We start from the raw sequence: 24,796 nt of genomic DNA on the forward strand, positions 1-24,796 counted from the left end.
CGCGCCGCGGCCCGCGCCCGGCGGCCCGCCGTCGAAGCCGCCCGCGCATCCGCCGACCGCGCCGAGCCCGGAACCCGAGGAGCCGGCGAAGAATTCGTCGCCGTTCGACCGGGGCATCCCGACCGCACCCGCGGAACTCGCGGTGCCCGATGCCGCCGGGCTGGATCAGCCGGGTGCCGAAGCGCCGGCCGATCCGCCGAGCCGTGCCGAGCAGCGCGACGTCCGGATCGACGATGTGCGCCAGTTCCTGCGCGACCTCGGTGATCTGCCGCCGTCGACCCACGCGGACGCGCCGCCGCTGACTCCGGAGCGGGTCGAGCAGGTGCGTCGGCTCGCCGAGGCGCTCGGCCTGGGTGAGGCGCTGACCGGTCAGCGTGATCCGCTCGGGGCGTTGGCCGAGATCGCCGATATGGCCAGGGCGCGTGGATTCCTCGACAGTGCTTTGGATCCCGATGCCGAGCTCGGTGCGCCGATGCGCTACCCGGACGACTACGCGCCACTGAACCTGGATCAGCTCCAGGACGGTATCGACCAGTGGCGGGTCGAGGGCGATCCCGAGGTCCGCGCCGAGGTCGCCGACGACCTGCGCCGGGCCGGGCTCGACGAGGGCTCCCGGCCGTCGCTCGGTACCGAACCGGAACCGAACCCGCAGGCTCAGCCGCTGCATCCCACCGCGATCCTGCCGCCCGCCGACGGCACCCAGCAGCCGGGCGGACCCCGGATGGAGCCCGCGCAGCAGGCACTGGACCGGCTGGCCGCGAGGTTCGGGGTCGACCTCACCGACCCCGGTTCGCTCGACGGGGCTCGATATCGGCAGCTGCTGCGCGCGGGCGCGGTCGAGGCGTTCGCCTCGGCGGTGCGCCACGCCGAGACGGCGACCGATCCGCAGCAGCGGGCGGCCCGCGAGGCCGTCGCGCGTCGCTGGGCGGCCCGGCTCGGGCTGGCGGCCGATCCCGGTCTCGTGCGCGCCGCCGACGACATCACTCGATTGCGCGCCGGCGTCACCCGGGACGCCGCCGATCTCGCGCATCTGGATCGGCTGGCGCGTACCACACTCGACGACCGGATGCTGTCCGTCGATGTCGACGGCGACCAGACACTGGTCCGGCGGGTCGAGGACGGACCGGACGCCTGGCGCCTCGAACCCGTCGCGCGGCCCGAGCCGACGCCGCGGGTGCGGCCCGCCGAGACAGCTGTCGAGACACCCAAGAAGCGCTGGCTGCGCAGGCTGTGGGACAGGATCGTCAACCGTGGGTTCTACGGCGAGAACCCGAAGTACCCGTCCGGGTCGACCCAGGACAGCGCCGCCCTCTCGATGCTGGGCCACAGTGCCGGGCTGCCGCTGACCACGGTGAAGGACGCGACTCCGGACGCGCCTGGCGGCGAATACGACCAGCTCCAGCTCAAGTTCAATCCGGTGCGCGTCCTCAAAGAGAGCATCGAGATGTGGCGCAAGCGCGAGCTGGTGCCGATCCTCAAGCATCTGTCCGCGCGCATCGCGAACCAGGCGGGTGAATTCCTGCCGTTGCGCAATCTCGACGGCACCGAGTACAAGCCGTGGATCTCCGACGCCGATCCGGAGCTGCGCCGTCGGATCGAACAGGAACTGCGCGATGCCGGGCTCGAGCATCTGCTGGAACCGGAAAGCCTGACACCGGCGGAACAGGCCGCCCGGGAAGCGTCGGAGCGCACCGAAACCGCTGAGCCGCGGCAGTCGACGGGCGAACCCGAGCAGTCGCCCGCGGTCGCCGAGCCGTTGCCGCCGTGGTTGCGGGACGTGGTCGACGCGGTCGACCAGCGCATCGCCGACGCCACCGTGCTCGATGCGCTCGCCCGCGAACTCGGCGTGCGGATCACCGATTTCAGCGAGGAAGGTCTGCGTAAGGCGCTCGCCGAGGCCGAGTACCGGTTGTTGCGTCGCGACGGTGTGATCCAGGCGCTGGAGGCCGCCGCGCGGTTGTTCAACCAGGAGCACGCCGACATCCCGTTCCGGCCCGCCAACTTCTTCAGCAAGGACCCGCTGGGCGCCTATCTGAAGGAAGTCGTGGCGGCCAGGGGTGACCGCTTCGGCTTCGACATGCTGAACTGGCGCGGGGTGAACAACGGCGGCGAATGGGTCGACATCTGGCCCGATCTGAGCGACGACGGTGGTTCGGGGACCGTGCACGCCGAGGACGCGCGCAAGATCTTCGACGACGCGCTGCGCCGTGCGGGCCTGCGGGACGAGCGGTCGACGTGGGCCCATCTGGCGGGCGCCGACCTGGAAGCGCTGGTCCGCAACCTCGACGCCGAGGTCGCCAGGCTGCGTGGGCAACTCGACGACAATGTCGGTGTGCTGGGCGAATTCACCCAGCGGGTGGCCGATTTCGCTGCCGGGGATACCGGTGACCGGTTGGTCGTCGATGCCGAGAACGGCACGATCGCGATCGTCGATACCGGCGCCGGACACGAACGTGCGCTGGCTCGGGCCTTGGCCGAGGCCGACGGGGATTTCCTCGATCGGCTCAATCGCGGCGAGGTCGAGATCCAGGTCAGGATCGTCGGGGTCGACGACCAGGGGCGCGTGCGCGTCCTGGAGGTCGACGCGCCGGAGGTCCGGCACCTGCGGGGCGCAGTCGACGGCCGTACCGTCGACGCGACCATGGTGCGGGACGGGTCGGGTCCGTGGCGGATGATCGAGACACCGCCGCGGCACACCGCGCCGGAGACGAACCTGCCGGTCGTCGCCGATGAGGTGAATCAGCCGGTCCGGGAACCACGTTCGCTGGCCCAGGTGCGCGCGGAGCTCGCCGAGGTGGCGGGCAGGCTGGGCATCGACGATCCCTCGAACCTGTCGCGTGAGCGACTGACCGATCTGCTCACCGAGCTGGACCGGGCCAATCAGGTGCGGGCCAGGCAGCTCGAGGCGGCCGTCGACTACGCGATCATCGTCGACGCGGTCGACAACTTCAACGCGCTGCACAACGCGCGCAGCGCGCTGGCACTGCGGTTCGGCGTCGACGCGGGCGATCTCGGACCGGAACTGGTCGCCCAACGGCTCGCCGATCCCGGCACCCGGGTGGAACTGCACCGCCAGCGCGCCAAGGACCTCACCGAGTACGCGAAACTGCTGCGCGCGTTCGACCCGGCCGCGGTCGATGCCGCGCGGGACGCGCTCGCTCCGCATCTCGGGTTGCCGCGCGGTGGTCTGCCGCTGGACGCCGCCGCGTTGGCCGAGGCAGTGTCGAACCGCGCGGCGCGGGGTGCGACGGACGATCTCACCGGTCCGCTCGCCGACTACGTCCGGGCGCTGGCGAAGATCGATCCGTACGCCGACGACCTGGTCTACAACCCGGAGACCGATCCGCGTGCCGTCGGCGACGATCCGCCGGTGCACGAGCGCGACGCCCTGGACTTCTTGCGGGAGGTGGGCGCCGCCGATCTCGGCAACCGGTCGCCACTGCCACCCGTGCCCGGCGACGCCGTCCCCGGCCCGAGCCGCGACCACGCCCGCCTGCTCGGCGCCGACCTCACCGACGCCGACGACGCGAAGGTGGCGAAGGTCTACGAGTGGTTCCGGGACGGTCGCATCGACAAGCACGAGCGACTGACCCTGGACAAGCTCGCCGAGGTGCACGAGCAGATCCGCGACGAGATCCGCAGGGCCGCAGCCGATATCGCCCGGTTGCGGGAGCTGCTCACCGAACCGTTCGTCACCGACCCCGAGCTCGGCGGGGCGGACCGGACCGGGCTGCCCGCGCCCGCCGAGGACGCCGCCGGGCCGACTCCCGCTGGATCGCCTGCGCCCGGCCTCACCGCCTCTGGTCCGGCCGTCAACGGCGCGCCGGTGCGTCCAGGACTGTCCGCGGGCCCGGAGAGCGGGCCGCCCGCGGAGAACGCCGATGCCGGGCTGCCGAGCGACGCCGACCCGCGCGAGCCCCGTCGGTCCACCGATCCGGATGATCTCGTGGCCGAGAATGATCCGGCCCGGCCGCCGGTGTCGCGGCCGGTGATCGATCCGGGTGATCCGGGCATCGCGACGGATCACCCTGCGGCTGAGGGCGTTCGCCGTCCGGCGGGCGCTGATTCCGATGAGCCCGGTGCGGATGCCGATCGCGGCGCCGCCGTGCCGGAGCCTGGTGACGGTTCGCGCCGTCGGTCGCCCATCGATCCGGAAGGTGTCGTGGGCGAGGCTGATACCTCTCGTCCGCCGGTGTCGCGGCCGGTGACCGATCCGGGTGATCCTGGCCTTCCGGCTGATCATCAGGCGAGTCAGGGTGTTCGTCGGCCTGCGGTCGGTGAGGCGGACGAATCCACGGTGGACGCAGGCCGTGGGCCTTCCGCGCCCGGTGACGGTTCGCGTCCTCGGCCGGTGGGCGGTGATCCGGACGCCGATGGTGGCGGTCGGAACAGGTCCGATGATCCGGATGCCGATCGGGACGGTGGGCAGGAACCGGACAAGGGTTTCGATCCGGGTGGGCAGGCGCCGCCGCGCACTCCGGACGGGGATCGACCGGGGATGGGGCGGCAGCTGCCGGGGTCGGCCTATCGGTCGCACATTCCGCATCCGCCGCACGAGTACGAGGTAGAGCTCGAGGTGCCGCGGTTCGACGCAGTCGCCTGGCCGGTACCACCACTGGCATCGACACCGGAGCCGCCGCGTTCGCCGGAGCCGCCGCGTCCACCGGTGCCGCCGAGTCCACCGGTGCCGCCGAGTCCACCGGGTCAGGCGGATCCGCCGTGCCTGCCGGAGATTCCCGCGCCGCCGTGCCCGCCGGTGCCGCCGCAGCAGCAGGTGCCGGCTCCGCACGAACCGACGGTCCCGTCCTTCCCGATTCCGCCGACCCCGCCGGTCGGTGGTCCCACCATGCCGCCGTTGCCGCCGTGGGTTACCCAACCGCCGGGGCCGGTTCAGCCGTACCCGCCTGGGAGCGGTGAGCCGTATCCGCCAGGTGGCGGTCCTTCGTATCCGCCGGGTGGCGGTCAGCCGTATCCGCCGGGTGGCGGTCAGCCGTATCCGCCGGGTGGCGGTCCGTCGTACCCGCCCGGTGGCGGTCAGCCGTATCCGCCCGGTGGCGGTCCGTCGTACCCGCCCGGTGGCAGTCAGCCATACCCGCCCAGTGGCGGTCAGCCATACCCGCCCGGTGGCGGTCCGTCGTATCCGCCGGGCAATGGGCAGCTGTATCCGCCGGGCAATGACCAGCCGTCCGCACCGGGAAATGGTCGCGGCAACGGGCAATCCGGTGGGCAGCAGCCGGGCTCCGGCTATCCCTCGGGTGGTGCTCCCGGGTATCCGCCGCCGGCGATGCCGCCGAGCGCAGGGCAGAGCGGTCAGCGCAGGCCGTATCGGCCGGAGTACCAGGCTCCGGTCGAACGGGTCAGGCTGGTCGTGCGCCCGTACGCCAGTGGTGTGCTCGCCGAGTTCGATCCGCAGTCGGGGGCGTTGCGGCCCGCCGCGCCGGGGCAGATCGGCGCGGACGGCCTGTACGCCGACCTCGGTGGGGTGACGGTGATCTTCTACCGGCTCGCCGACCGGCTGATGGTGCAGGTCGGCACCCAGGCGATCGATCTCAGCGGCGCCGCGCAGGTGGGCTGGGAACGGTCGGCGCAGCGGATGACGCGATTCACCGTCGCGGTGGGTGGCAGGCCGATGGGTGAGCTGATCTACCGGGCACTCCCACCGGAACTGGACCTCGGACTGCTGATCCGTAACGTAGTTGCCGATCCCGCCAGCCGGATGACAATGTTCAGCGACAGAGCCTGACCGATCGGAGAGGTTTCCCCAGGTGAGTGACGATCCGATCGAATGGAACGATCCGGACGTGGAGATCGATGCGGCGACCGGCAGGTTGTCGTATCGCGGTGAGCCGTACACCGGCGCGGTGACCCACACCCGCCCCGACGGCACCTGGCGCGAGTACTGGAGTTACGACCAGGGCGAGCGCGACGGCGACTGGTCGGGCTGGTACCCCGACGGCACGATGCGCTACAACGGCGAGTTCTACCGCAATCGGCCGGTCGGCACCTGGCAGGAGTGGTACCCCGGCGGCGCCCGCCGCCTCGAAGACGTTTACGACATCGAAGGCGTCCTGCAGACCCACTCGGTCTGGGACGAGGCGGGCGCGCTCATCGAATTCGCCGACGAGCGCACCCGCAAGGGCATCGCCGCCGACGCGGTGTCGTCCGACGACCCCGAATTGCGCTGGGACGAGACGGAAAACCGGATGTACTACGGCGGCGTGCCGTTCACCGGCCAGGAATTCCGCCGCCCGGCGCCGAGCGCCCCCATCACCGATCTGGCCACCTACGCCGACGGCTACCGCGACGGGCCGACTCGCGGCTGGTACCTCGACGGCACCCCCCGCTACACCAGCGAATACGCCGATCGGCACGAGGTGGGCCACTGGGTCGAATGGTTCCCCACCGGAGACCGCAAGGAAGAGACCGTCTTCGACGACGACGGCGCGCTGCTCACCCGCACCCGATGGGACGAGGCGGGTGCGGTGATCGCGCGGTACGGCGAAGACCGGGACTAGACGAAGGAGTGCGCAGTGGCTGACGAGCTGGCCGGTGATCCCGATGTCGGATTCACCCTCACCACGGTGGTGACCGACGACGGCGGGATTCCGGAGCGCGCCGCCGCACTGAGTCATCGGATCGCGAAAACCGTGGCGGCGCTGGGACCGCCGGGCTGGACCACGGTCGAGGCGTCGTTCGCGATGACGGCGGCGGCCGAGGTGTCGATGATCGTCTTCCACGACGAGCAGGGGCGCTTCGCCCGGGTCTTCCCGAGTCCGGAACTGCTGGAGTCGTTGCGCGAGCACCGGCACATCTCCGCCTCGATGGGCGACGGTCCGTGGTGGCGCTACCTGCTCACCCTCACCAACGCCGGCCGGATGGAGGTCGACTACGACTACGGCGACGAGCCGTTCCCGGACGATCAGCTGTTCCCGCCGACGGTGTACCGCACCGACATCGAGATCTATCCGCGCGATCGCCTGCCGATCTGGCTGGCCGCCTACATCCACCATGGCAATCGGCAGGTGCGCGGCCCGGTGGCCGCGGCCGAGCAGGCGCGCGCGGATATCGCGGCGGGCCGGGGCGCGGCAGGCTCGGCGCCGGACGTGGAGTTCCCCGCGCTCGAGCCGATGGCACGCCGATGGGCGCTGATCGCCGCGGCTTTCGTCGCGGTCGGCTCCAAGTGGGGGCCGCGGGTGACACCGGCGTTCCATGTCTTCGAGGGTTCCAAGTTCAGCGGTTCCACCCTGTGCCTGCTGCCCGGCGACCGCGCCGTGCTCTCCGGCGGGGTGTGGAACGCACCGGAACTCGACGCCGTCTACAACAAAGACCTGCCGATGCCGGACTTCTACCTGGGTGCCCCCGACTGGGTCGCGGCGCCGGTGATCAACCGGCGGGCCGAGAACGGTCTGCTCACCTTCTGCTACTGGTGGGAGGGGGGCCGCTGGTACCGGGGTGCCTCCGCGGGGGCCGACGCGCTCGCCGCCGCGGTACCGGGGATGTGGGATACCAGAACCGTTGTCGAGGTGCTGACCGGACTGCTCGGCGAGAAGGCGTCGCAGGCGCAGAAGGATGCCGTGCTCGGTCTGGTCGAGTCCGCCGAGCGGGCGGCCGTGGCCAGGGAGTCCTTCACACGGGTCTTTCCCGCCGACGCCTATCACGTCGACGCCGCCTGGTTCGAGCTGAATCTCGCCGGTTTGCTCGGCACGCATTCCGTGGGCCTGGCGCGGTGAGCTGAGCGCTGGTGCTGTTGCGCGGGCGTGGTGGGTGTGGTGTGCTCGCTCACCGAAGAGCCGCTCGGGACGGCTCGGAAGTCGGAGGGAATCGAGTATGACCAACGAACATGCCAAGGCGCAGATGGCGGACATCCTCGAGACGGTGCAGAAGCAGATGCAGGCGATCGCGCAGGTGCAGCAGGACCGCGCGAAGATCATCGCCAGCGCCACCGTGCGCAAGCGGGTGACCGTCACGGTCAACGCCGACTACAAGGTGATCGAAACGAAGTTCACCCCCGACATCGACGATCTCACCTACACCGAGATCGCCAAGGCCGTCACCGAGGCCGCCCAGCAGGCCGCGACCGAGGTCGCGCGCAAGACCCAGGAGATGATGGCGCCGATTCAGCGGGAACGCGCTCGGCTCCCGAAGATCACCGAATTGGTCGACGACATGGATGGATTCGCCATTCCGCAGCCCGTGGAGGCGTCGCTGGAACCGCCCAACTCGCCTGAGCGGGAACGGCTCTCAGCCGACGAGCCGGACGGCGCGCGGGATCGCTCGCGGACCGCCACCGACGCGAGCTGGTGAGATCGGCGGCGGCGGATGGTCGAGCCATCGCCACCAGCGGGATTGGCGCTGTACATGCGGAATTCATCTGTCGGACCGTAGAATCGTTAGCAAGCCGTGCGAATCGGCGGTGTCGTGGTAGCGGTGCCAGGCGGGGCGCGAGGCGGCACCGGTACGGACAGGGAGGGTCGACTTCATGACGGGACCATCGGCGCAGGATCAGTGGGCGGGGCTGCGTTCGGCAGCCTCGGACGGATCGCTGATGCTCGAGCCGTCGGCGCTGCCGAACCTGGTCGAAGCCGCCAACAACGCGCGGTACTGGGTCAATTCCGTCAAATCCGCCGCGGACGGCGTCGCGAACCTGCCCGAGTTCTCCTCGCTGGAGTCGGGTAAGCAACTGTCGAAGCAGTTCGAGGGCAAGGCCGGTCAGCTGAAGACCGTGCTCGGCAAACACGAGACAGTCCTCGACAATGTCGCCAACACCTTCCTCGACGCGGCCCGGCATTACAAGGGCGCCGAGGACGGAAGCAAAGTCGATCTGGAATCGCTGCGCACCAAGATCGAACAGGGCCGCAGCGCCAGTACGAAATTGGTGCTGCCGCCCACCGTCGTCCAATACCCGGCGGTCGCGACGGCGGTGAACCTGCCGAAGATCCTGGCCGACGGCAAGACGTTCGATCCGGCGGGCATGAAGGCCGAGACCCCCAACTACAATTACAACGAACTGCAGGCGATCATGTCGTCGCTGTCGACGGTGCCCGGCAGTCTGGCCCACACCGCGTTGTTCTGGGGTGATCTGGCGGATCTGCTCAAAACAGGTTTCGACGATCTGAACGCCAAAGTCGAAGCGAGCAAGAAGAGCTGGACCAGCCCGGGCGGCGCCACCCGCGCCATGGCGGCGATGTCGGCCTATCACGAGGCCAACGGCTTGCTGGTCGAGCAGACCAAACAGGTGGCCGCGGCGCTCGACTACACCGTCGGCTGGATCAACGCCACCTCCAAGGGGCTGGCGACGGCGCTCATGCTGCCCCGCTGCTATTCCGACCCCAACGGTACCCAGGCCCAGGCGGACAAGGAGACCTGCGCCAAGAACGGCCGTCAGGTCATGTGGAACACCTATGTCCCCGGGCTCAACAGCACGACCAGCCATATCCCCACGCTGCCCGAGCCGACCGCGCCGACCACGGGCGACGGGACCGGGAACGGCAATGGGAACGGCAACGGCAACGGCAGTGGAAGTGGAAGTGGAAGCGGGTCCGGCTCGGGTTCGGGCTCCGGCTCGGGTTCCAGCTCGAAATCCGGGGAATCCCTGGCGGCCTTCGATCGGGCGCTCGCCGAGTTGCAGGGACAGAAGTCGGGCAGCGACACCGGTGGCAAGGACAGCACGGGGAGTCAGAACGGGTCCGGCGGCCAGAACGGTGGCAGCGGATCGAGTGGTTCGTCCGGTGCCGATCAGCTGACCTCGGCGCTGCAGTCCGGTCTCGAGCAAGCGAGCTCGGCCGCGCAATCCGCGCTGGAACAGGCGTCCTCGGCCGCCGAACAGAGTTCCCTGGCGGGGATTCCGGGCTCCGCGGCGCTCAGTTCGCTACAGGATCAGGCCAAGAAGGCGCTCAGCGCCGCGAGCAAAGGCGGGGGCGGCGGCGGTGGTTCGGGCGCCGGCGGCGGTGGCGCGGGAGCCGCACCGCTGTCGCCGAGCTTGGACAGCGCGTCCAAGCTGTTCCCGCGCGCCTCGGCCGTCACGGGGGCCGAGGGCTTCCGCGCGGGCGTGGCGTCCTCGGCCGCCGGTTCGCCGATGGGCGGCATGCCCATGGCGCCGATGGGTGGCGCCGGCGCGGGCGGCCAGGGCCAGCAGAAGGAACACAAGCGGGCCGACTACCTCGACTCGACCGACCACTTGGACGAGGCCATCGGTGACGCGCCGATCGTGGCGAGGCCGGTGGTGGAACAGTGACGCCCACCTGGGAATTCACCGGTGACGAGTTCGACGCGCTGTGGACGGGCATCGAAGAGGAGTACATGCCCGACCCGTTCATCCACACCGGCGCACCGGGCGACGCGGACGAGGCCGAATTCGTGCGCAAGGACGCGTGGGCGCGAATCAGGCGGCGGTGGGGACACGAGCTCGACGAGATCATCGATGTGCTCACGCACCCCGACATCCGGATCGCGGTGCGTGGCTACGGCGGTGGCGAGAAGCTGATCGATCCCGCCTATTCGGTGCGCATGCTCGCGGTGCGCAAGGGCGAACTGGGCTACCTGGTACGGCAGCGGCCCGGCGAAACCCTCTACCACGCCGAGGGATTCGTCGTCACGCGGCACAGCGCCCTGTCGCTGGGCGAGGTGATCGCCGATCACCTGCCCGAGGCCGAGGCGGGCCGTGGCCGCGACATCCGCCTCGACGAACCGGGCGATGATCAATTCGACCGCACCTATGGTCGCTCGCTGGTGCAGCACTACGACGACGACTCCGCGGTGCAGACACAGACCTTTCAGCAGGCGCCGCTGGATCGTGACGGCTTCATCGACATCGAGCAGGGCTGGTCGCGATTCGGTCCGCGCGGGATACTCCGATTGCGGCTGGGCTGGCGCGATCTGACCGACGACGGTCGCTATGTGATCGTCCCCGGCACGCCGCCGGTGGCCGTCGGTGCCGATCGCCGACGGGTGGTCTCGCTGATCAACAGCCAGATCGCCGAAGTTGTCAGAGCCATCAGGGATGATCGGGCCTAGTGCGGATGGGAGGGGCATCGATGGACGAGTTTCCGACCGAGTTCAGCGCGTCGTCGCTGACGGGGGCGATCACGGTACGGACCACCGAGCAGGGGCTGCCGGTGGGAATCACGGTCGACGCGGATCAGCTGCGCCGCGATCCCGCCGACCTGGCGGCCGAGATCCTGCGGTTGTGCCAGAAGTCGGCCAAGCGGGCCGGACTGGCACGGCGTAATCAGCTGGCGGAGGCGGGGTTCGATCCGGTGCTGCTGGCCGCGACGGGATTGCCGACCGAGGCCGAGGTCGCGGCGGCGGAGATCGTCGAGGAACAGGAGTACGACACCGAGCCGGACAGCTGGCTACGGTCGGTCTAGCGAGCGAGAGGGGAGGACACGGCGATGGTCGAAACCATGGATGAGCTGATCGCGAAGGTGCAGGGCCAGCTCTATCGGCTGCAGGACCTGACCGAGGCGACCAATGGCATCAGGGCGCAGGAAACCTCGCCCGACGGGGCGGTGACGGTGACCGTCGACGGCAGCGGCGCGCTGGTCGGGCTGGAACTCTCCGCGGCGGTCGGCCGCTTGTCACCGGCCGATTTCGAGCAGGTGCTGGTGCGGACCGCGCAGGCCGCCGCACACCGTGCGTTCGGTGAGCGCGCCGAGCTGGTGACCGCGTACAACCAAACGGGCATGTGAGATTCAACTGGCTTTAACCGCCGATTTGTGTGGCGCGGGTTTCCGACGGGTAGATAAGGTAACGAAACACCATGGGCTGTTTCGAGATTGGACGATAGCCATGAATCACGTTGCGGTAGTTCCCGATGCAGTTCGTGCGTACGCGGGTGCCTCGGCCACCATGGCGGCGGGGGTCGCCCAGGCGGGCGCGGTCGACCAGGCCGCCACGATGGCCGCCGCGGTGCCCGTGTTCGGCCTGATCGGCCAGGAATTCCTGCTGTCCTTCGCCTACGCGCAGGCCAACCATCTGACCTCGGTGGCGCAGCTCGCCGCGGTGCACGCGGGTACCGCGCTGACCGCCGCGCAGGCTGCTGCGACGTATGAGGGCGCCGACGGTGCGGCCAAGCTGGGCATCGCAGCGGTCGATCAGTAGCCATGACCTATCCAGGGGGAAGCACGGCCGGTGCGGCGGCATCGGTCGACCCGACCGTGCTCGAGCTGCTGCGCGGTAGTTCCCTGGCCCCGATGCTGGACCAGCCGGTGAGCCAGGTGCTCAGCTCGATGGGTCTGCCGCAGTTGCCGCAGTTGCCGGAGTTCATCCAGCTGCCGGAAATGCCCGCGCTGCCGACGATCGACCTGTCCGCGCTGATGCGGCCGCTCACCGATCTGGCCTCCGCTTTCGGCACCGGCGCGCTCGGCGGCACGAACTCCACGTCCGGCACGTCGTCGAATCCCACCGACGCGCTGTCGAATATCACCTCGGTGCTCGAGACAGCGATGTCACTGGGGTCGACCGCGTTGCAGACGGTGATGCAGCTGTGGCAGAGCGCCGCGGCGACCGAGGCGACGAACAAGGCGACCGCGGCGCAGTCCGACGGTGCCAACCTCGCGACGCAGAGCGTGCAGGAGAAGGCGGTGCTCACCCACGCGGCGGGCAACGTCGCCGTGGGTGGTGCCAAGCTGGCCGCGGTGATCGCACGCTATTCGGCCACTGTGGCCCTCGCCCCGCTCTACGCGGCGACGCCGGGCGGGCAGGCGGTGCTGATCGCGGCCACCATGGAGGCCATGGCCGAGGGTCTGGCCATCACGGCCGAGACCAAGGCCGAGATGGTGGCGCGGAGCGGCGAGATGGCGCAGGCGGGCGAGAAGGTCCCGGTGACCAACGCGCCGTCCGGTGTCGACGCGAGCAGCGAGTCGCTGAGCCAGCTGATGAGCCTGATCAGCCCGTTGATCAGCACGGCGAGCACCGCGGTGTCGTCGCTGGGTTCGCTGGCCGAGCAGGTGAGTTCGCTGTCGACGAGCACCACCGGCACGACCGAAGACGCGGCGATTACCGGCGCCGAGATCGCCGATGCCGACACCGAGACGGCCGAGGGCCTGTCCGGCGCCGGCGGCGGAGGCGGCGCGATCGGTGGCATCGGCGCGGTCGGAGGCGCGGCGGCGGCATCGTCGCCGTTGAGTCCCTGGCAGGGCGGTCGCGGTGGCGGGCTGTCCACTGTGGGCGCCACCGGTGCGATCGGCGGCACGGGCGCGGGCTCCGGTGGCGCGAGCACGACCACCGCATCGGCGAGCGGCTCGGCACCGGGCTATATGCCGATGGGCGCCGGCGCGGGCGCGGGCATGCCGATGGCACGCGCGATCGATGGTGGCGGCAACGAGGCCGTGCACTCGCAGCTGGTGACCGGCAATCACGGCGACGAAGTCGTCGGCCAGATCGCAGGGGTGGCGACCCCGGTGGTCGGTGCCGCCGAACCGGTGACCACCGAAGCGCCGCCGGACAAAGAACTCTCACTGTGACGCGGCACGACCACGACAGGAGTGGCAGATGAGTAACACCTTCGAATTCGATTCGGCCGCGGCGAGCAAGGCCGCGGCAGCACTGGACGGCATCGCCGACCGGCTCACCACCGAGCTGTCCGCGGTCGCCCCGACCCTGCGGGTGGTGCCCGCGGGCGCGGACGAGGTGTCCACGCGCGCCGCGACCACCGCCAGCGGTGTCGCCGACGACTACCTGACCGGTGCCGAGGCCGGCGCGCACGAGATGAACAAGCTCGCCGCCACCCTGCGGGCCCAGGTCTCCGAGTTCGATCAGATGGAAACCGACAACACCACCGGCTTCAACGGGCCTGCGGCGTAAGGCATCCATCACCGATGATCGAACCACCGCAGCCCGGCTTCACCGGAGTGGTGTGGGAGGCGCGTGAGCCGCACAAGCTCGCCACCGACCTCACCACCGGTGCCGGACCGATGCCGATGGCCGACGCGGCCGCCGCCTGGACGCGGCTGGCCGCGGCCTTCGGCGCGGCCGTGCTCGACTACGAGCAGGTGCTGCAGACCCTGCGTGGCTCCTGGAAGTCGGGGAGCAGCGAGCAGGTGTGGGAACGGATCTCGACTCTGCGGGAGTGGCTGATCGACACCGCGGCCGCCGCGACCGCCAATGCCGCACGGCTGCAAGCTCAGGTCCTCGCCTACGAGGTGGCCGCGCTGGCGATGCCGAACACCGCCGACATCGCGGCCATCACCGCGATGCAGCAGGCGCTGGAACAGGTCGGCACCGCGCTGGGCGCGCCGATCAAGGCCATCGCGGCCCAGACCGACACCGAGGCGGACGTGGCGAAAGCCGTCGCCTCCCGGGTGATGCGCAGCTACGAGGCGGCCAGCGAACCGCTGGCGACGCCCTGGTTGCACGCGCCGCCGCCGCCGATCGCACCGGAATCCGCACTGGCGGGCGAACAGTCGGCGAAGGCGGGAACTCCCGGGGCGCCGGGCGCCGCGGCGGTGCCGGGGCTCGGCGCACTCGGCCTCGGTGCCTTGCCGCCGATGCCCGCTCCGGTGCAAACCGCGTATCGCGCACCAGTTTTCGTGCAGTCCGCCGCGGCGGCTACCACCACCCCCCAGCCGACGCCGGTCGCCACTCCGACCGGACAGGCCGCGCCGGTCGTGCCCGGCGCGATGGGCGCGGGCGCGGGTGGACAGGACTCGGCGTCCCGCTTCCCGCGCGCCGGCCTCGCGTACGAGGAATCGGACCAGCTGGTCGCCGAAGGCGAAATCCAGGCTGCCCCCGCTGTGCTCGGCGTCGCCGAACGCCCCGCGCCCCAGACCGGGAGCGCGTCCACGGCGACCACGGAGGGACGGCCATGACCACCCTCACCAATGATTCGTTGCTGGCCGTCGCCGATCGGCTCGGTGTCCAGACCCTGCCTCTCGTCCTGGCGGTCGGTCCGCAGCAGGACAGCTTCGACGCGTGGCGCGCCGCCAGGGACGCCGCGGTCGCCGAGCTCACGGCTACCGGTGTCTTCGACGGCTACGGTGACGTCGAGCCCGACCTGGCGGACGCGCTGCACACCCTCGCCCAGCCCGATGCCGAACTCGTGGCCCGCAGCTACGGCGACGGCGACCGGCGCCGAATCTGCGTGGCCCGCCGTGGCGCGAGCCACGCCAGCGCGATCCGGGTCGGCGCCGGTTTCGAGATCGGCACCTGTGCGATCGACGGTTCCGACCGCGAACTGACCCGCCTCCTGCTCGCCGCGCTACCGCAGTGCCCGCCGGCGGAGGTGGCAGGCGTGAGCGTCGCGGCCGATGATCTGGCGGCGCGCTTGGATGCCGCGGAGACAACTTCCCAGTACGTGGACGCGATGTACGCGCTCGGCATCGACGCGCACCAGGCGACCGTCCTCGGCGCGGCCTTCGGCACCTGCCATGGCTACACCGAGATCGTCGCCGCCGTCCACCATGACGGGCTGACCACCCGAGCCCCTGGCGCGGTCGCGGTGTACGACACCGCGCGCGGCCGGATCGTCGTCGCGCCGATGACGGCGCCCGACGGGCAGGTGTGGTCGACCATAACGCCGGGCACCGACCATCGCCTCACCCAGGCCGTCGGTGCGCTCCTCGAGGGGCTTCCCGGTGGGGGGTGGCGGCCCGACTAAGCCATCTCTCGTTTCAACCATCAAGTAGGAAAGGTTCGGCACATGCCCCCTCAGGGACCAGTAGGTGTAGAAGCCGGCGGCGTAGACGGCGTCGTCTCCAAGCTCGAAGGCACGATCAACAACCTGCGTACGTCGGTCGGTCAGATCGACGACGCGGCCCAGGCCGTGCTCCGCGGCTGGAAGGGTGACGCCTCCGACGAGTTCGTGAAGGTCGCCCAGGCCTGGCACGACGAGGCCGATGCTCTGAACAAGAAGTTCGACCGGCTCACCGAGGCCGTCAACACCGGTAAGTCCACCCTCGTGAACATGGACGGCGCAGGCCTGTCCGGCGGTGGTTCCACCAGCGGTGGCGGCAGCTACACCAACCTCTGACCGCGAATCAGAAACGAACAGGAACTGAGCTCATGACCATTCTTTACGATCCCGCGGCGATGAACGAGCTGTTCAGCGACCTGCAGACCTACGGCGGGAAGATGAAGGGCGAGATCGACGAACTCGAGGGCGCCGCGACGGACTTCCGGGCGAACCTCCAGGGTGACAACGCGATCTCGAACTTCGACACCGCGCACAAGAACGTCACCACCGAGCTGACCGACACCCTCGACAAGCTCGACAAGCTCGCCGCCCAGGTCGAGTCCGCGCTCAACCGCGCGCTCGAGGCCGACGGCAAGGTCGGCGACGGTTTCGCCGACTTCTGAGTTCTTGGAGCGCTGGCGCGCTCGAGCGCGGCCCCCTTGGGGCCCAACGAAAACGGGGCGAGACTCGTGCCTGCGGCACATGGTCTCGCCCCGTTTTCGTCGGGCCGGGCCGCTACGCCCGCTGCGCGGGCGGGCCTCCTCGAGGTCGGCCCGTGCGGGGTTGGTCGGCGCTGTCGGCGCTGAGTTCGGGCTCAGGTCGTCGATCAGTCCGAACTCATCTCGCCGCGAGTGATTCGCCGATGTAGTGCATCTCGTCGGGGGTCGTCACCATCGACACCGTCGCGCTGCCGGTACTCGTCCGCACCGTGATCCGGTTCGGGGCGTACGGATCCTGGACGAGGGTGACGTCGGGGGCGATCGCCTCCGGATCCCGCTCGGTGGTGCGGATCTCGACGATGGTGGCGCCACCGAGGTGGCTGGTCGGGGCGATGCCGTCGAAGACCAGCACCGTGGTGGTCGGGTAGGGAGCCGCGGGAACCGGCGGCGGCCCGGGCGGGGTCTGCGGCGTCGCGCCCGCCGCGCGCGGGGCGATCGAGAGCAGCTGTGGGGTCGCGAGGTTGGCGACCATCGACTGCCACGCCTGCGGCCGAGCGGTGTGCACGACGGCATGGGCGCCGAGCGCGGTGGCACGCAGGATGACCTGCTGGGCCAGGTCCAGGTTTCCGATCACGTCGACGTGGCGGGTACCCGCGCCGATCAACGGGACCGCGATGCCCTGACCGCGTTCGTCGGCACCGATCAACTGGCCACAGCCGGTGGTCGGCACGGAGATGTCGGTGAGCGCGGCAAGGGTGCCGCGGTAGCCGTCGCGACCACCGAAGTCCTCGGCCGCGCCGATGGGCAACGTGTCCAGCAGGATTCGGCGCTGACTGCCCGGCAGCTCGCGCAGTCCGGCGACCGGCGCCTGCTCGTAGGGGGCCACCGAATCGAACCGGACCACGGCGTTGAGGACGACGGTCCCGGCCTTGTCGTACGCGCGTCCGATGCGCCGGGCGCCGGGATGCAGACGCAGCGTCACCGTGGTCGACAGCGAGGGCAGCGACCAGATCTCGGCCAGCCCGTTGGTGCCGATCATCGGCGCGGTGAGCTGGTAGTGGGTCAGGTGCCTGCCGAATTCGGATTCGAGGCCGTGCGCCGACTCGGTCAGGTGCAGCGGGTCGAAACCGTGGGTCAGCTCGCGTACCGCGCTGTTCATCTCGGTGGCGGTGAGGACCGCGGCGTCGATACCGTGGGTGGCGAGACGATTGGCGACCCGGCGAGTAGCGATGATCATGGTGCGCAGCGCACCGGTCGCGCCCCCGCCACGCTTGTCGACCGCCGCCGCGTTGGCCACCGGGTCCAGCCGCAGCACGAGCCAGCAGGTGCGGTGCGCGATGGCGGGCAGCGGGCCGAGGATCCGGTCGTACAGGTGCGCGGCCGCGCCGGTGCCCGCGGTGCGCGCGCCGGTGGCGATCACGTCGATGCTCACCAGCTCCACGTCGAATTGGTCCAGGCAGCGCGCGACCTCGGTCAGCGGCAGCAGCTGGTCGGCGCTGAGGGTGCCGCGCTGGAGCAGGGTGAGCGAGTCCGGCGGCGGATCGATCCGGAGCATGGTCAGCAGCAGATCGCCGTCCCAGCGCACGCCACAGCCGCCGCCCTCGGGCAGCGGCACATCGAACGCGGGTGCCCGGTCCAGGGTGTCGGTGCGGCCGCGCGCACGGCGCGCGAGCCAGCCGCCGAACCGCACCGCGAGCGTGCGCCGGCGGATCGGGACGAGCCCGATCAGCAGCACGGCCACCGCCCCACCGATCGCCCCGTAGCCCGAATTCGACGTCGCGAGGACCACCCAGGCCACGATCGCCGCCAGCACCGCGACCGATACACACGCGCGCAGCGGATACATCCGGAACAGCCAGAATTCCGGGTCACGCAGTGTGTCGTAGGCATTGTCGCCGGCGGTTTGCCCGGCGTTCATACTGTTGTTCAAAATCGTTGTCCCTGCTTGGCATCCGTCGAATCATGGTGAAGGACAATTCCGGATTTACGGTACCGTGTCCGACGAGATGGTGATCAACGCAGCAATGGAGTCCCTGTGCCGGCACAGCTGACAACCAAGGCCCAGGTCAACGGTTATCGTTTCCTGCTGCGCAGGCTCGACCACGCGCTGGTCCGCCGCGACGTGCGCATGCTGCACGATCCGATGCGGTCGCAGAGCCGGTCGATGATGGTCGGCGCGGTTCTCGGACTGATCATCGTGGCAGGCGCGGCCATTCTCGGCTTTCTCAAACCGCAGGGCGCGATCGGTGACGCGCTGATCGTCAGCGGTAAGCAGAGCGGCGCCATGTATGTGGTCGTCGAGGCCAAGGAGGGCGAGAAGACGCTCCATCCGGTGCTCAATCTCGCCTCGGCCCGGCTGATCGCCGGCGACGCCCAGACGCCGAAGTCGGTGAAGGACGACAAGCTCGGTTCGATGCCACGCGGTCCGCTGCTCGGCATCCCGGGTGCCCCGGCCGCCATGCCGGGATCCAAGCAGGGCGACAGCTCGAACTGGACGTTGTGCGAGACCACTCAGCTCTCGGCATCCGGGAGCGCGTCCGGTGCCACCGGCGGGCTCACCACCGCCATCGTCGGCAAGCCGGAAACCGGTGACCGGATCGGCGCCGCCGGCGCCGACGACGCGCTGCTGATGCGCCGCGACGACAAGACCTACCTGGTGTACCAGGGCACCAGGGCCGAACTCGACCCGAACAACTCGGTGATCGCGCGCACCCTCGGGCTCACCGGCAAGCAGGTCCGCCCGATCGGCAGCGCGGTCCTCGGCGCGACCACCCAGGCGCCCCCGCTGGCTGTGCCGACCATCGAGCGCGCGGGCGAGCCGGGCCCGGGCAAACTGTCGAATGTGCCGATCGGCGGCATCATCTCGGTGACCGGGGTGCAGGCCGCCGGTCAGGAAACGATGTACGTGGTGCTGGCGGACGGGGTACAGCGGGTCTCGGAATTCACCGCGGACCTGCTGCGCAACGCCGATTCGCGGGGCATGCGGGAGATCGCCGAGCTGGCACCGGACGTGCTCGACCGGATGCCGGTGCTGCACACCCTGCCGGTCGACGGTTTCCCCGAGCGCAAGCCGCGCATCCTGGCGGCCGAGGACGCTCCGGTCGCTTGCGTGCACTGGGCCAAGAACCCGGGCGTCGCGACCGCGCAGGGCACCTCGGTGGACGGTCCGGCCGAACGCGCCACGGTGACTCTGCTCGCCGGAACGAAGCTGCCGCTGGCCGCTTCGGCCAAGCCCGTGACCCTCGCGACCGCCGACGGCTCGGGGGACCGGATGGACGCGGTCTACCTGCCGCCGAGCACCGGCGAATTCGTGCAGGTCACCGGGACAGAGCCAGGGAGCCTGCGCCGGGAATCGCTGTTCTACGTGGCCGACAACGGAATTCGCTACGGCATTCCCGACGCGGCCACCGCCGCGGTGCTCGGGCTCGGCGACAAGCCGCGACTCGCGCCGTGGTCGATCATCGGTCAGCTGGTCCCCGGCCCGACGCTATCCGCGAAAGACGCTCTGACCAGCTACGATTCCTTGCCTTCCGCGAGCAAGTAGCGAACGCGGCGGGGGCCCGGTGCGCAGTGCGCCGGGCCCCCGCCGTATTCGGGCTCAGCTCAGATTCGGCACCTGACCCACATTGAGCGTGGCGACGATCCCCTTCAACGCGGTGCGCATGTCGGTCTCCTCGATCCGCATGAGCACGTCGTCGTCGACCTCGGCCAGGTCGAGGCCGTCGGTGTTGGCCAGCCGGAACTCGCGTTCCTCCTCGGCCGCCTCGATCACGTTGCGGATGAAGCGGCCGTTGCCCGCCAGGTCGACACCGCGGCGCGGCTGCCCGCTCTGGTCGGTGCTCTCCAGGTCGTAGAGGAACCGGCAGGTCTCGATCAGGGTTTCCAGTGCTTCCGGCGCCAGCTGTGAATCGCGTCCGCTCGCGACGATTTCACCGATCTGGCCCAGTTCTTCGGCTGTGTACGAGGGGAATTGGAGGCGCTTGGCGAATCGCGACGCCAGACCGTCGTTGGCGGCTAGTAGCCGGTCGATCTCGCCGTCGTAGCCCGCGATGATCACTACGAGCCGATCGCGGTCGTTCTCCATGCGCGCCAGCAGCGTGTCCACGGCCTCGCGTCCGAACGCGTCACCGCCGGAAAGACCGGTCTGGATCAGCGTGTACGCCTCGTCGATGAACAGCACGCCGTCCATGGCGCTGTCGATCAGCTTCTCGGACTTGATGGCCGTGCCACCGAGGTTCTGGCTCACGAAGTCGACGCGCTTGGCCTCGACCACCTTGTCGGTCTTCAGCAGTCCGACACCGCAGTAGATCTTGGCGACCACACGCGCGATGGTGGTCTTGCCGGTGCCGGGCGGACCGGTGAAGGCCAGATGCTGGCCACGGGACTGGCTCGACAGACCCTTGCCCGCGCGGATCTTGGCCAGCTGCGCGGACGACTGCAGCTTGGCGACCTGGTTCTTCACCGACGCCAAACCGACCTGCTTGTCCAACTGCGCACGCGCCTCGGCGAGTACGGTTTTCGCGCGGTCCTCGGCAGCGGCTTCGTTCATCGCGGCCAGCGAGAGGGCCGAGGTGGGATCCCACTTGTCGGTGCGGGCGTCGATCACCTCGCGGCTGGTGACCACGATCCGGAAGGTGCGATCGCGCATGGCGTTGGTGTTGGCGGCGAAGTCGGGCAGCTGCGAATAGACCTGCTCGAACAGCTTCTGGGCCTCGGCCTCGTTGCCCGATTCCCGCAGGCACAGGCCCCGGTTGTACATCGCGGTGAACTTGGCCGACGGGATCGGGCCGGCCTCGGCCTGTTCCATCCGCCGGATGGCCTCGCCGAAGAGACCGAGCTGCGCGCACGCCGTACCGACCATCACGTTGGCGCCGGTGGCCAAGTACGGGTCCTTCCAGTCCGCCGAGCCGGCGAGCACGGTCATCACATCGGGCCAGCGCTGGGTGTTGTAGTGCAGGATGCCGCGGATGTAGGCGCTGATCCGGTCGTCGATCTGCTTGTCCGGATCGTCGGCACGGGTGGCGCGCAACTCGGCCAGCTTGTCGAGCACCTGCTCGGCCTGGTCGTAGTCCTTGTCGGCGATCAGCTGGGCCGCCCACGCGAGCCAGATCTCGGTGAGCCCGGCCAGCGGGTAGTCGATGTAGAGGCCGGGGAGGAACCGGCCCGCCATCGCCCGCGGCGCGAGGCCGAGCCTGCGCTGCTCGCGCCCGAGCGAATCGAGGCTGGTGCGATGCAGGTTGAACAGCACCTCCTTGGTCACTTCGCCTGCGGCGGCGCGGCCGAGCCACGCGTCGCACATCGACGAATCCCATTCCGTCGCGCGCTGGAAGGCCAGCTTCGCGTACTCTTCGTCGCGCGCGGACTCCTGACCGTCGATGGACAGACCGAGCGAGAGGACGCCCGCGTCGAAGGCGCGCTGAGCCTGGCGAATGTCTGGCATGTGGTGTCGGACCCCGAAATCTTCGTCTGGTGGACAGCTGCTGTTCAATCCGGCGGCGGGACTTCGATCGCGCCGGTTTGCCCTGTCCGTTAGATTAGGTAACGCTGCCGTGTGGTCGCAACGGAAGTAGTCAGCTACGACTGAGAGTTCATCACTGGTGTCGACGTTGTTAGGCAATGAGCCCGAACTATGCCGAGTTTCAGTGATCGGGGGTGATACGCAGCTCGACATCGGCCTACCCGCCACGGTTCCGATCGCCGGATTCATCGGCGACCTGGTGGCCCTGATCCGTTCACGTGATCCCCGCCTGCCGGACGGGGACGAGGACTCCGCCCCGGTCCGCGCCCAGCACTGGACATTGGCCCGGCTCGGGCAGGACCCCCTCGCGCCGAGTCGCACCCTGACCGAGGCCGAGGTCTACGACGGCGAGCTGCTGGTACTGAGCCCGGTGACCCGCAAGGAGTCGCCCGCGCTCTTCGACGACGTGATCGACGCCGTATCCCGGCTCACCGCAGGCGAGTTCCGCGGCTGGTCCGGCACGGCGGCACGGTGGGCCGGACTGGTGATCGCGACGATCGCGATCGTCGCCGCGCTCGTGCTGCTCGCGGTCTCGCGCGCCGACAGCGATCCGCTCGTTCCGGCGTTCGCACTGCTCGGCACCGGCATCGCCGCGTCGGCGGCCGCCGGTATCGCCGCCCGCAAGTTCGCGGATTCGCTGACCGGCAACTGGCTTTCGCTCGACGCCCTGCTATTGCTGTTCGGCGGTGGCGCGCTGATCGTGCCCGGTCAGCTCGGCGCGGGGCAGGTGCTGCTCGGCAGCGTCGTGCTGCTGGTCGCGGCCATCGCGGGCTACCGGATCACCGGAATCGGCGCCGGGTTGTTCGCCGCCGCGATCACCCTGAGTGTGTTCGGCGCGGTGGCGGGCACCGTCTACCTGCTGTGGCATCCGGGGTTGGCCAAGCTGTTCGCGGGGGTGTTGGTCGCGGCGGTGATCCTGCTGTCGTCGGTGCCGCGGCTGGCCGCGGTGACAGCCCGGTTGCCGATTCCGCCGGTGCCGACAGCCGGTGGGGCGATCGACCCCGCCGACCACGAACAGCGGCCGACGATCGAGGGTGTCGGCGCCGTCGGCGCGATCGCGCTGCCCTCGGCGGCGGGTCTCGGTGAACGTGCCCGTGTCGCCAATCAGATCCAGACCGGGCTGGTCATCGCCTGCGCGGTCGCCGCGCTGGTCGGCGCCGTCGGTGCGGCCGATCCGCTCGGGCCGTTCCACTCCGGTGGCGTCGCGCTCGCCGCGGTCGCCGCGGTCGTGCTCTGCCTGCGTGGGCGCTCCTACGCCGACCTGGTGCAGGCGGCCACCTTGATCACCGCGGGCGCGCTCATCATGATCGCGCTGCTGACCGGTCTCGGACTCGGGCACGATTCGCTGGAATTCGTCGCGGTCGCACTACTGTTGCTGACCGCGGGCAGTGTGATCGGGTTCGGCGTGATCGGCCCGCATCTCGAGGTGACCCCGGTGACCAGGCGGATGATCGAAATCTTCGAGTATCTGCTGATCATCACGATGGTCCCGCTCGCGCTGTGGGTCATGGACGTGTACTCGACCGCTCGCAACATATGACCCGCGCACCCTTGCGGCGCGCGGTGCTCCGGCTGACCTGCGCGGCGACCGTGCTCGGCGCCGTGGCGGGTTTCCCGGCGCCCGCAGGCGCGATCGCCCCGCCCCGGATCGACCAGGGCGCGCTCGACGCGGCGCTCGCGCTCAGCGGCAGGCCGGCCCCGCTCGAGCCGACCGAACAGCGCGAACTGTGCGCCGAACCCGTGCTGCGCGGGAGCGCGCCGAGTGAGCCACCGATGGCGCAGCGGGTGCTCGACCTGCCCTCGGCCTGGCAGTTCAGCCGCGGCGCCGGTCAGAAGGTCGCGGTGATCGACACCGGCGTCAACCGGCATCCGCGGCTACCCGCGCTGCAGGCGGGCGGTGACTACGTGAGCGATTCCGACGGCACTGTCGACTGCGACGGGCACGGCACGCTGGTGGCGGGCATCATCGCCGCGCGGCCCGCACCCGAGGACGCGTTCGTCGGGGTCGCTCCCGAGGCGGAGATCCTCACCATCCGCCAGCTCAGCCTCGCCTACGAAGCCAAGGATCGCGGCGCGGACAAGTCGCAGGGGTCGTTGCGCAGCGACGGATACGGCAGCGTGCTCACCCTCGCCGGCGCCGTCGTCCGCGCGGTCGACATGGGCGCGACCGTGATCAACATTTCCGAAGTAGCGTGCACCGCGGCCGGTTCCAACACCGCCGACGGCGCGCTCGGCGCTGCCGTGAAGTACGCCTACGACCGCAATGTGGTGGTCGTCGCGGCCGCGGGCAATGTGGAGCAGGGCGGACCGTGCCAGAACCAGAACGAAGGTTCGGGCTGGAGTTCGGTGACCACCGTCGCCTCGCCGGCCTGGTTCGCCCCGTACGTGCTCGCGGTCGGCTCGGTCGACGCCGACGGCAAACCCTCGGCGCTGTCGCTGCGTGGTCCGTGGATCGGGGCCGCCGCGATCGGGCGCAACATCGTGTCGCTGGACAGCAAACCGGGCGGCGCGGGCCTGGTCGACGGAGTCCAGACGATGGACGGCGTGCAGCCGGTCGACGGAACCAGTTTCGCCGCACCGTATGTCGCCGGGCTGGCCGCGCTGATCCGGTCGCGCTATCCGGAACTGTCCGCGCAGCAGGTGATCGAACGGATCACTCGCACCGCGCACGCGCCGGGCCGCGGGCGCGACGACGCCATCGGGGCCGGCCTGATCGATCCGCTGGCCGCGCTCACCGCGCCGCTGGCCACCGAGCCACCGAGCGAGGGCGCCGATGTCGGGCACGCGATCGCGGCGCCCTACGTGGCACCCGAGCCGGATCCGCGACCGCGCCGGGTCGCGATCATCGGTTCGCTGACCCTGTTGGCCGCGTTGGGAATCGGCGCCGCGTTCGGCTTTCCGTTCCGCAGGCGCGGTGCCGACCTCAACCAGGAATTCGAGTAGTAGAGG

20 protein-coding genes are annotated in these 24,796 nt (G+C 70.1%); 18 read left to right on the forward strand and 2 right to left on the reverse strand.

What is annotated here, in order from left to right:
* Nucleotides 1-142: 142 nt before the first annotated feature.
* From ATM97_RS09230 to ATM97_RS09300, 15 genes are all read left to right on the forward strand, one after another.
* Nucleotides 143-5,743 carry a hypothetical protein gene (locus ATM97_RS09230; RefSeq protein WP_218717544.1) on the forward strand — a complete coding sequence of 1,867 codons (5,601 nt, stop codon included), beginning with the start codon at nucleotides 143-145 and terminating at the stop codon, nucleotides 5,741-5,743.
* Nucleotides 5,744-5,765: 22 nt separating this feature from the next.
* Nucleotides 5,766-6,515 carry a toxin-antitoxin system YwqK family antitoxin gene (locus tag ATM97_RS09235; protein ID WP_218717545.1) on the forward strand — a complete coding sequence of 250 codons (750 nt, stop codon included), beginning with the start codon at nucleotides 5,766-5,768 and terminating at the stop codon, nucleotides 6,513-6,515.
* A gap of 15 nt (nucleotides 6,516-6,530) precedes the next feature.
* Nucleotides 6,531-7,730 carry a hypothetical protein gene (locus ATM97_RS09240; RefSeq protein WP_218717546.1) on the forward strand — a complete coding sequence of 400 codons (1,200 nt, stop codon included), beginning with the start codon at nucleotides 6,531-6,533 and terminating at the stop codon, nucleotides 7,728-7,730.
* Nucleotides 7,731-7,827: 97 nt separating this feature from the next.
* Nucleotides 7,828-8,304, forward strand: coding sequence for a YbaB/EbfC family nucleoid-associated protein (locus ATM97_RS09245; RefSeq protein WP_218717547.1), 477 nt, complete (start codon nucleotides 7,828-7,830; stop codon nucleotides 8,302-8,304).
* A gap of 175 nt (nucleotides 8,305-8,479) precedes the next feature.
* Nucleotides 8,480-10,234, forward strand: coding sequence for a hypothetical protein (locus ATM97_RS09250; protein ID WP_218717548.1), 1,755 nt, complete (start codon nucleotides 8,480-8,482; stop codon nucleotides 10,232-10,234).
* Entirely contained in the window at nucleotides 10,231-11,013 is a 783-nt protein-coding gene (locus tag ATM97_RS09255; RefSeq protein ID WP_218717549.1) for an ESX secretion-associated protein EspG, read from the forward strand. Before ATM97_RS09250 ends, ATM97_RS09255 begins: the two co-directional genes overlap by 4 nt.
* 20 nt (nucleotides 11,014-11,033) lie before the next feature.
* Nucleotides 11,034-11,366: a hypothetical protein gene (locus ATM97_RS09260; protein ID WP_218717550.1), complete on the forward strand. Its 333-nt coding sequence runs from the start codon at nucleotides 11,034-11,036 to the stop codon at nucleotides 11,364-11,366.
* 36 nt (nucleotides 11,367-11,402) lie between these two features.
* Nucleotides 11,403-11,687 carry a YbaB/EbfC family nucleoid-associated protein gene (locus ATM97_RS09265; protein WP_308248425.1) on the forward strand — a complete coding sequence of 95 codons (285 nt, stop codon included), beginning with the start codon at nucleotides 11,403-11,405 and terminating at the stop codon, nucleotides 11,685-11,687.
* A gap of 100 nt (nucleotides 11,688-11,787) precedes the next feature.
* The gene (locus ATM97_RS09270; RefSeq protein ID WP_218717552.1) at nucleotides 11,788-12,099 is read left to right on the forward strand and encodes a type VII secretion target; all 312 of its coding nucleotides are present in this window, start codon (nucleotides 11,788-11,790) and stop codon (nucleotides 12,097-12,099) included.
* Between the two features lie 2 nt (nucleotides 12,100-12,101).
* A complete protein-coding gene (locus tag ATM97_RS34775; RefSeq protein ID WP_218717553.1) occupies nucleotides 12,102-13,463 on the forward strand; it encodes a hypothetical protein in 1,362 nt (453 codons plus the stop codon).
* A gap of 28 nt (nucleotides 13,464-13,491) precedes the next feature.
* The gene (locus ATM97_RS09280; RefSeq protein WP_218717554.1) at nucleotides 13,492-13,803 is read left to right on the forward strand and encodes a PE family protein; all 312 of its coding nucleotides are present in this window, start codon (nucleotides 13,492-13,494) and stop codon (nucleotides 13,801-13,803) included.
* Nucleotides 13,804-13,817: 14 nt separating this feature from the next.
* On the forward strand, nucleotides 13,818-14,807 hold the full coding sequence (locus ATM97_RS09285; protein WP_218717555.1) for a PPE domain-containing protein: 990 nt from the start codon (nucleotides 13,818-13,820) through the stop codon (nucleotides 14,805-14,807).
* A complete protein-coding gene (locus tag ATM97_RS09290) occupies nucleotides 14,804-15,595 on the forward strand; it encodes an ESX secretion-associated protein EspG (RefSeq protein WP_218717556.1) in 792 nt (263 codons plus the stop codon). The genes ATM97_RS09285 and ATM97_RS09290 overlap by 4 nt, the downstream gene beginning before the upstream one ends.
* 42 nt (nucleotides 15,596-15,637) lie before the next feature.
* Nucleotides 15,638-15,967, forward strand: a complete 330-nt coding sequence (locus ATM97_RS09295; protein WP_218717557.1) for a WXG100 family type VII secretion target — start codon at nucleotides 15,638-15,640, stop codon at nucleotides 15,965-15,967.
* A gap of 32 nt (nucleotides 15,968-15,999) precedes the next feature.
* Complete coding sequence (locus ATM97_RS09300; RefSeq protein WP_255587458.1) at nucleotides 16,000-16,293, forward strand: WXG100 family type VII secretion target; 294 nt, start codon at nucleotides 16,000-16,002, stop codon at nucleotides 16,291-16,293.
* A gap of 214 nt (nucleotides 16,294-16,507) precedes the next feature.
* On the opposite strand, the gene eccE is transcribed toward ATM97_RS09300, so the two are convergent.
* Nucleotides 16,508-18,247: a type VII secretion protein EccE gene (gene eccE, locus ATM97_RS09305; protein WP_218717558.1), complete on the reverse strand. Its 1,740-nt coding sequence runs from the start codon at nucleotides 18,245-18,247 to the stop codon at nucleotides 16,508-16,510.
* A gap of 117 nt (nucleotides 18,248-18,364) precedes the next feature.
* On the opposite strand from eccE, the gene eccB reads away from it, so the two are divergent.
* Entirely contained in the window at nucleotides 18,365-19,873 is a 1,509-nt protein-coding gene (gene eccB / locus ATM97_RS09310; protein WP_218717559.1) for a type VII secretion protein EccB, read from the forward strand.
* 54 nt (nucleotides 19,874-19,927) lie between these two features.
* Here the strand turns inward: eccB and eccA are convergent, their stop codons facing one another.
* Complete coding sequence (gene eccA, locus ATM97_RS09315; protein ID WP_218717560.1) at nucleotides 19,928-21,769, reverse strand: type VII secretion AAA-ATPase EccA; 1,842 nt, start codon at nucleotides 21,767-21,769, stop codon at nucleotides 19,928-19,930.
* A gap of 157 nt (nucleotides 21,770-21,926) precedes the next feature.
* On the opposite strand from eccA, the gene eccD reads away from it, so the two are divergent.
* Together eccD and mycP are read left to right on the forward strand one after the other, a co-directional pair.
* Nucleotides 21,927-23,387, forward strand: coding sequence for a type VII secretion integral membrane protein EccD (eccD, locus tag ATM97_RS09320; RefSeq protein ID WP_308248426.1), 1,461 nt, complete (start codon nucleotides 21,927-21,929; stop codon nucleotides 23,385-23,387).
* Nucleotides 23,384-24,790 (forward strand): type VII secretion-associated serine protease mycosin, encoded by a 1,407-nt coding sequence (gene mycP, locus ATM97_RS09325; RefSeq protein ID WP_218717561.1) that lies wholly within the window; start codon nucleotides 23,384-23,386, stop codon nucleotides 24,788-24,790. The genes eccD and mycP overlap by 4 nt, the downstream gene beginning before the upstream one ends.
* The last annotated feature ends 6 nt before the right edge of the window (nucleotides 24,791-24,796 follow it).

It is taken from the genome of Nocardia sp. MH4 (assembly GCF_019266065.1).
Taxonomy (GTDB): Bacteria; Actinomycetota; Actinomycetes; order Mycobacteriales; family Mycobacteriaceae; genus Nocardia; species Nocardia canadensis.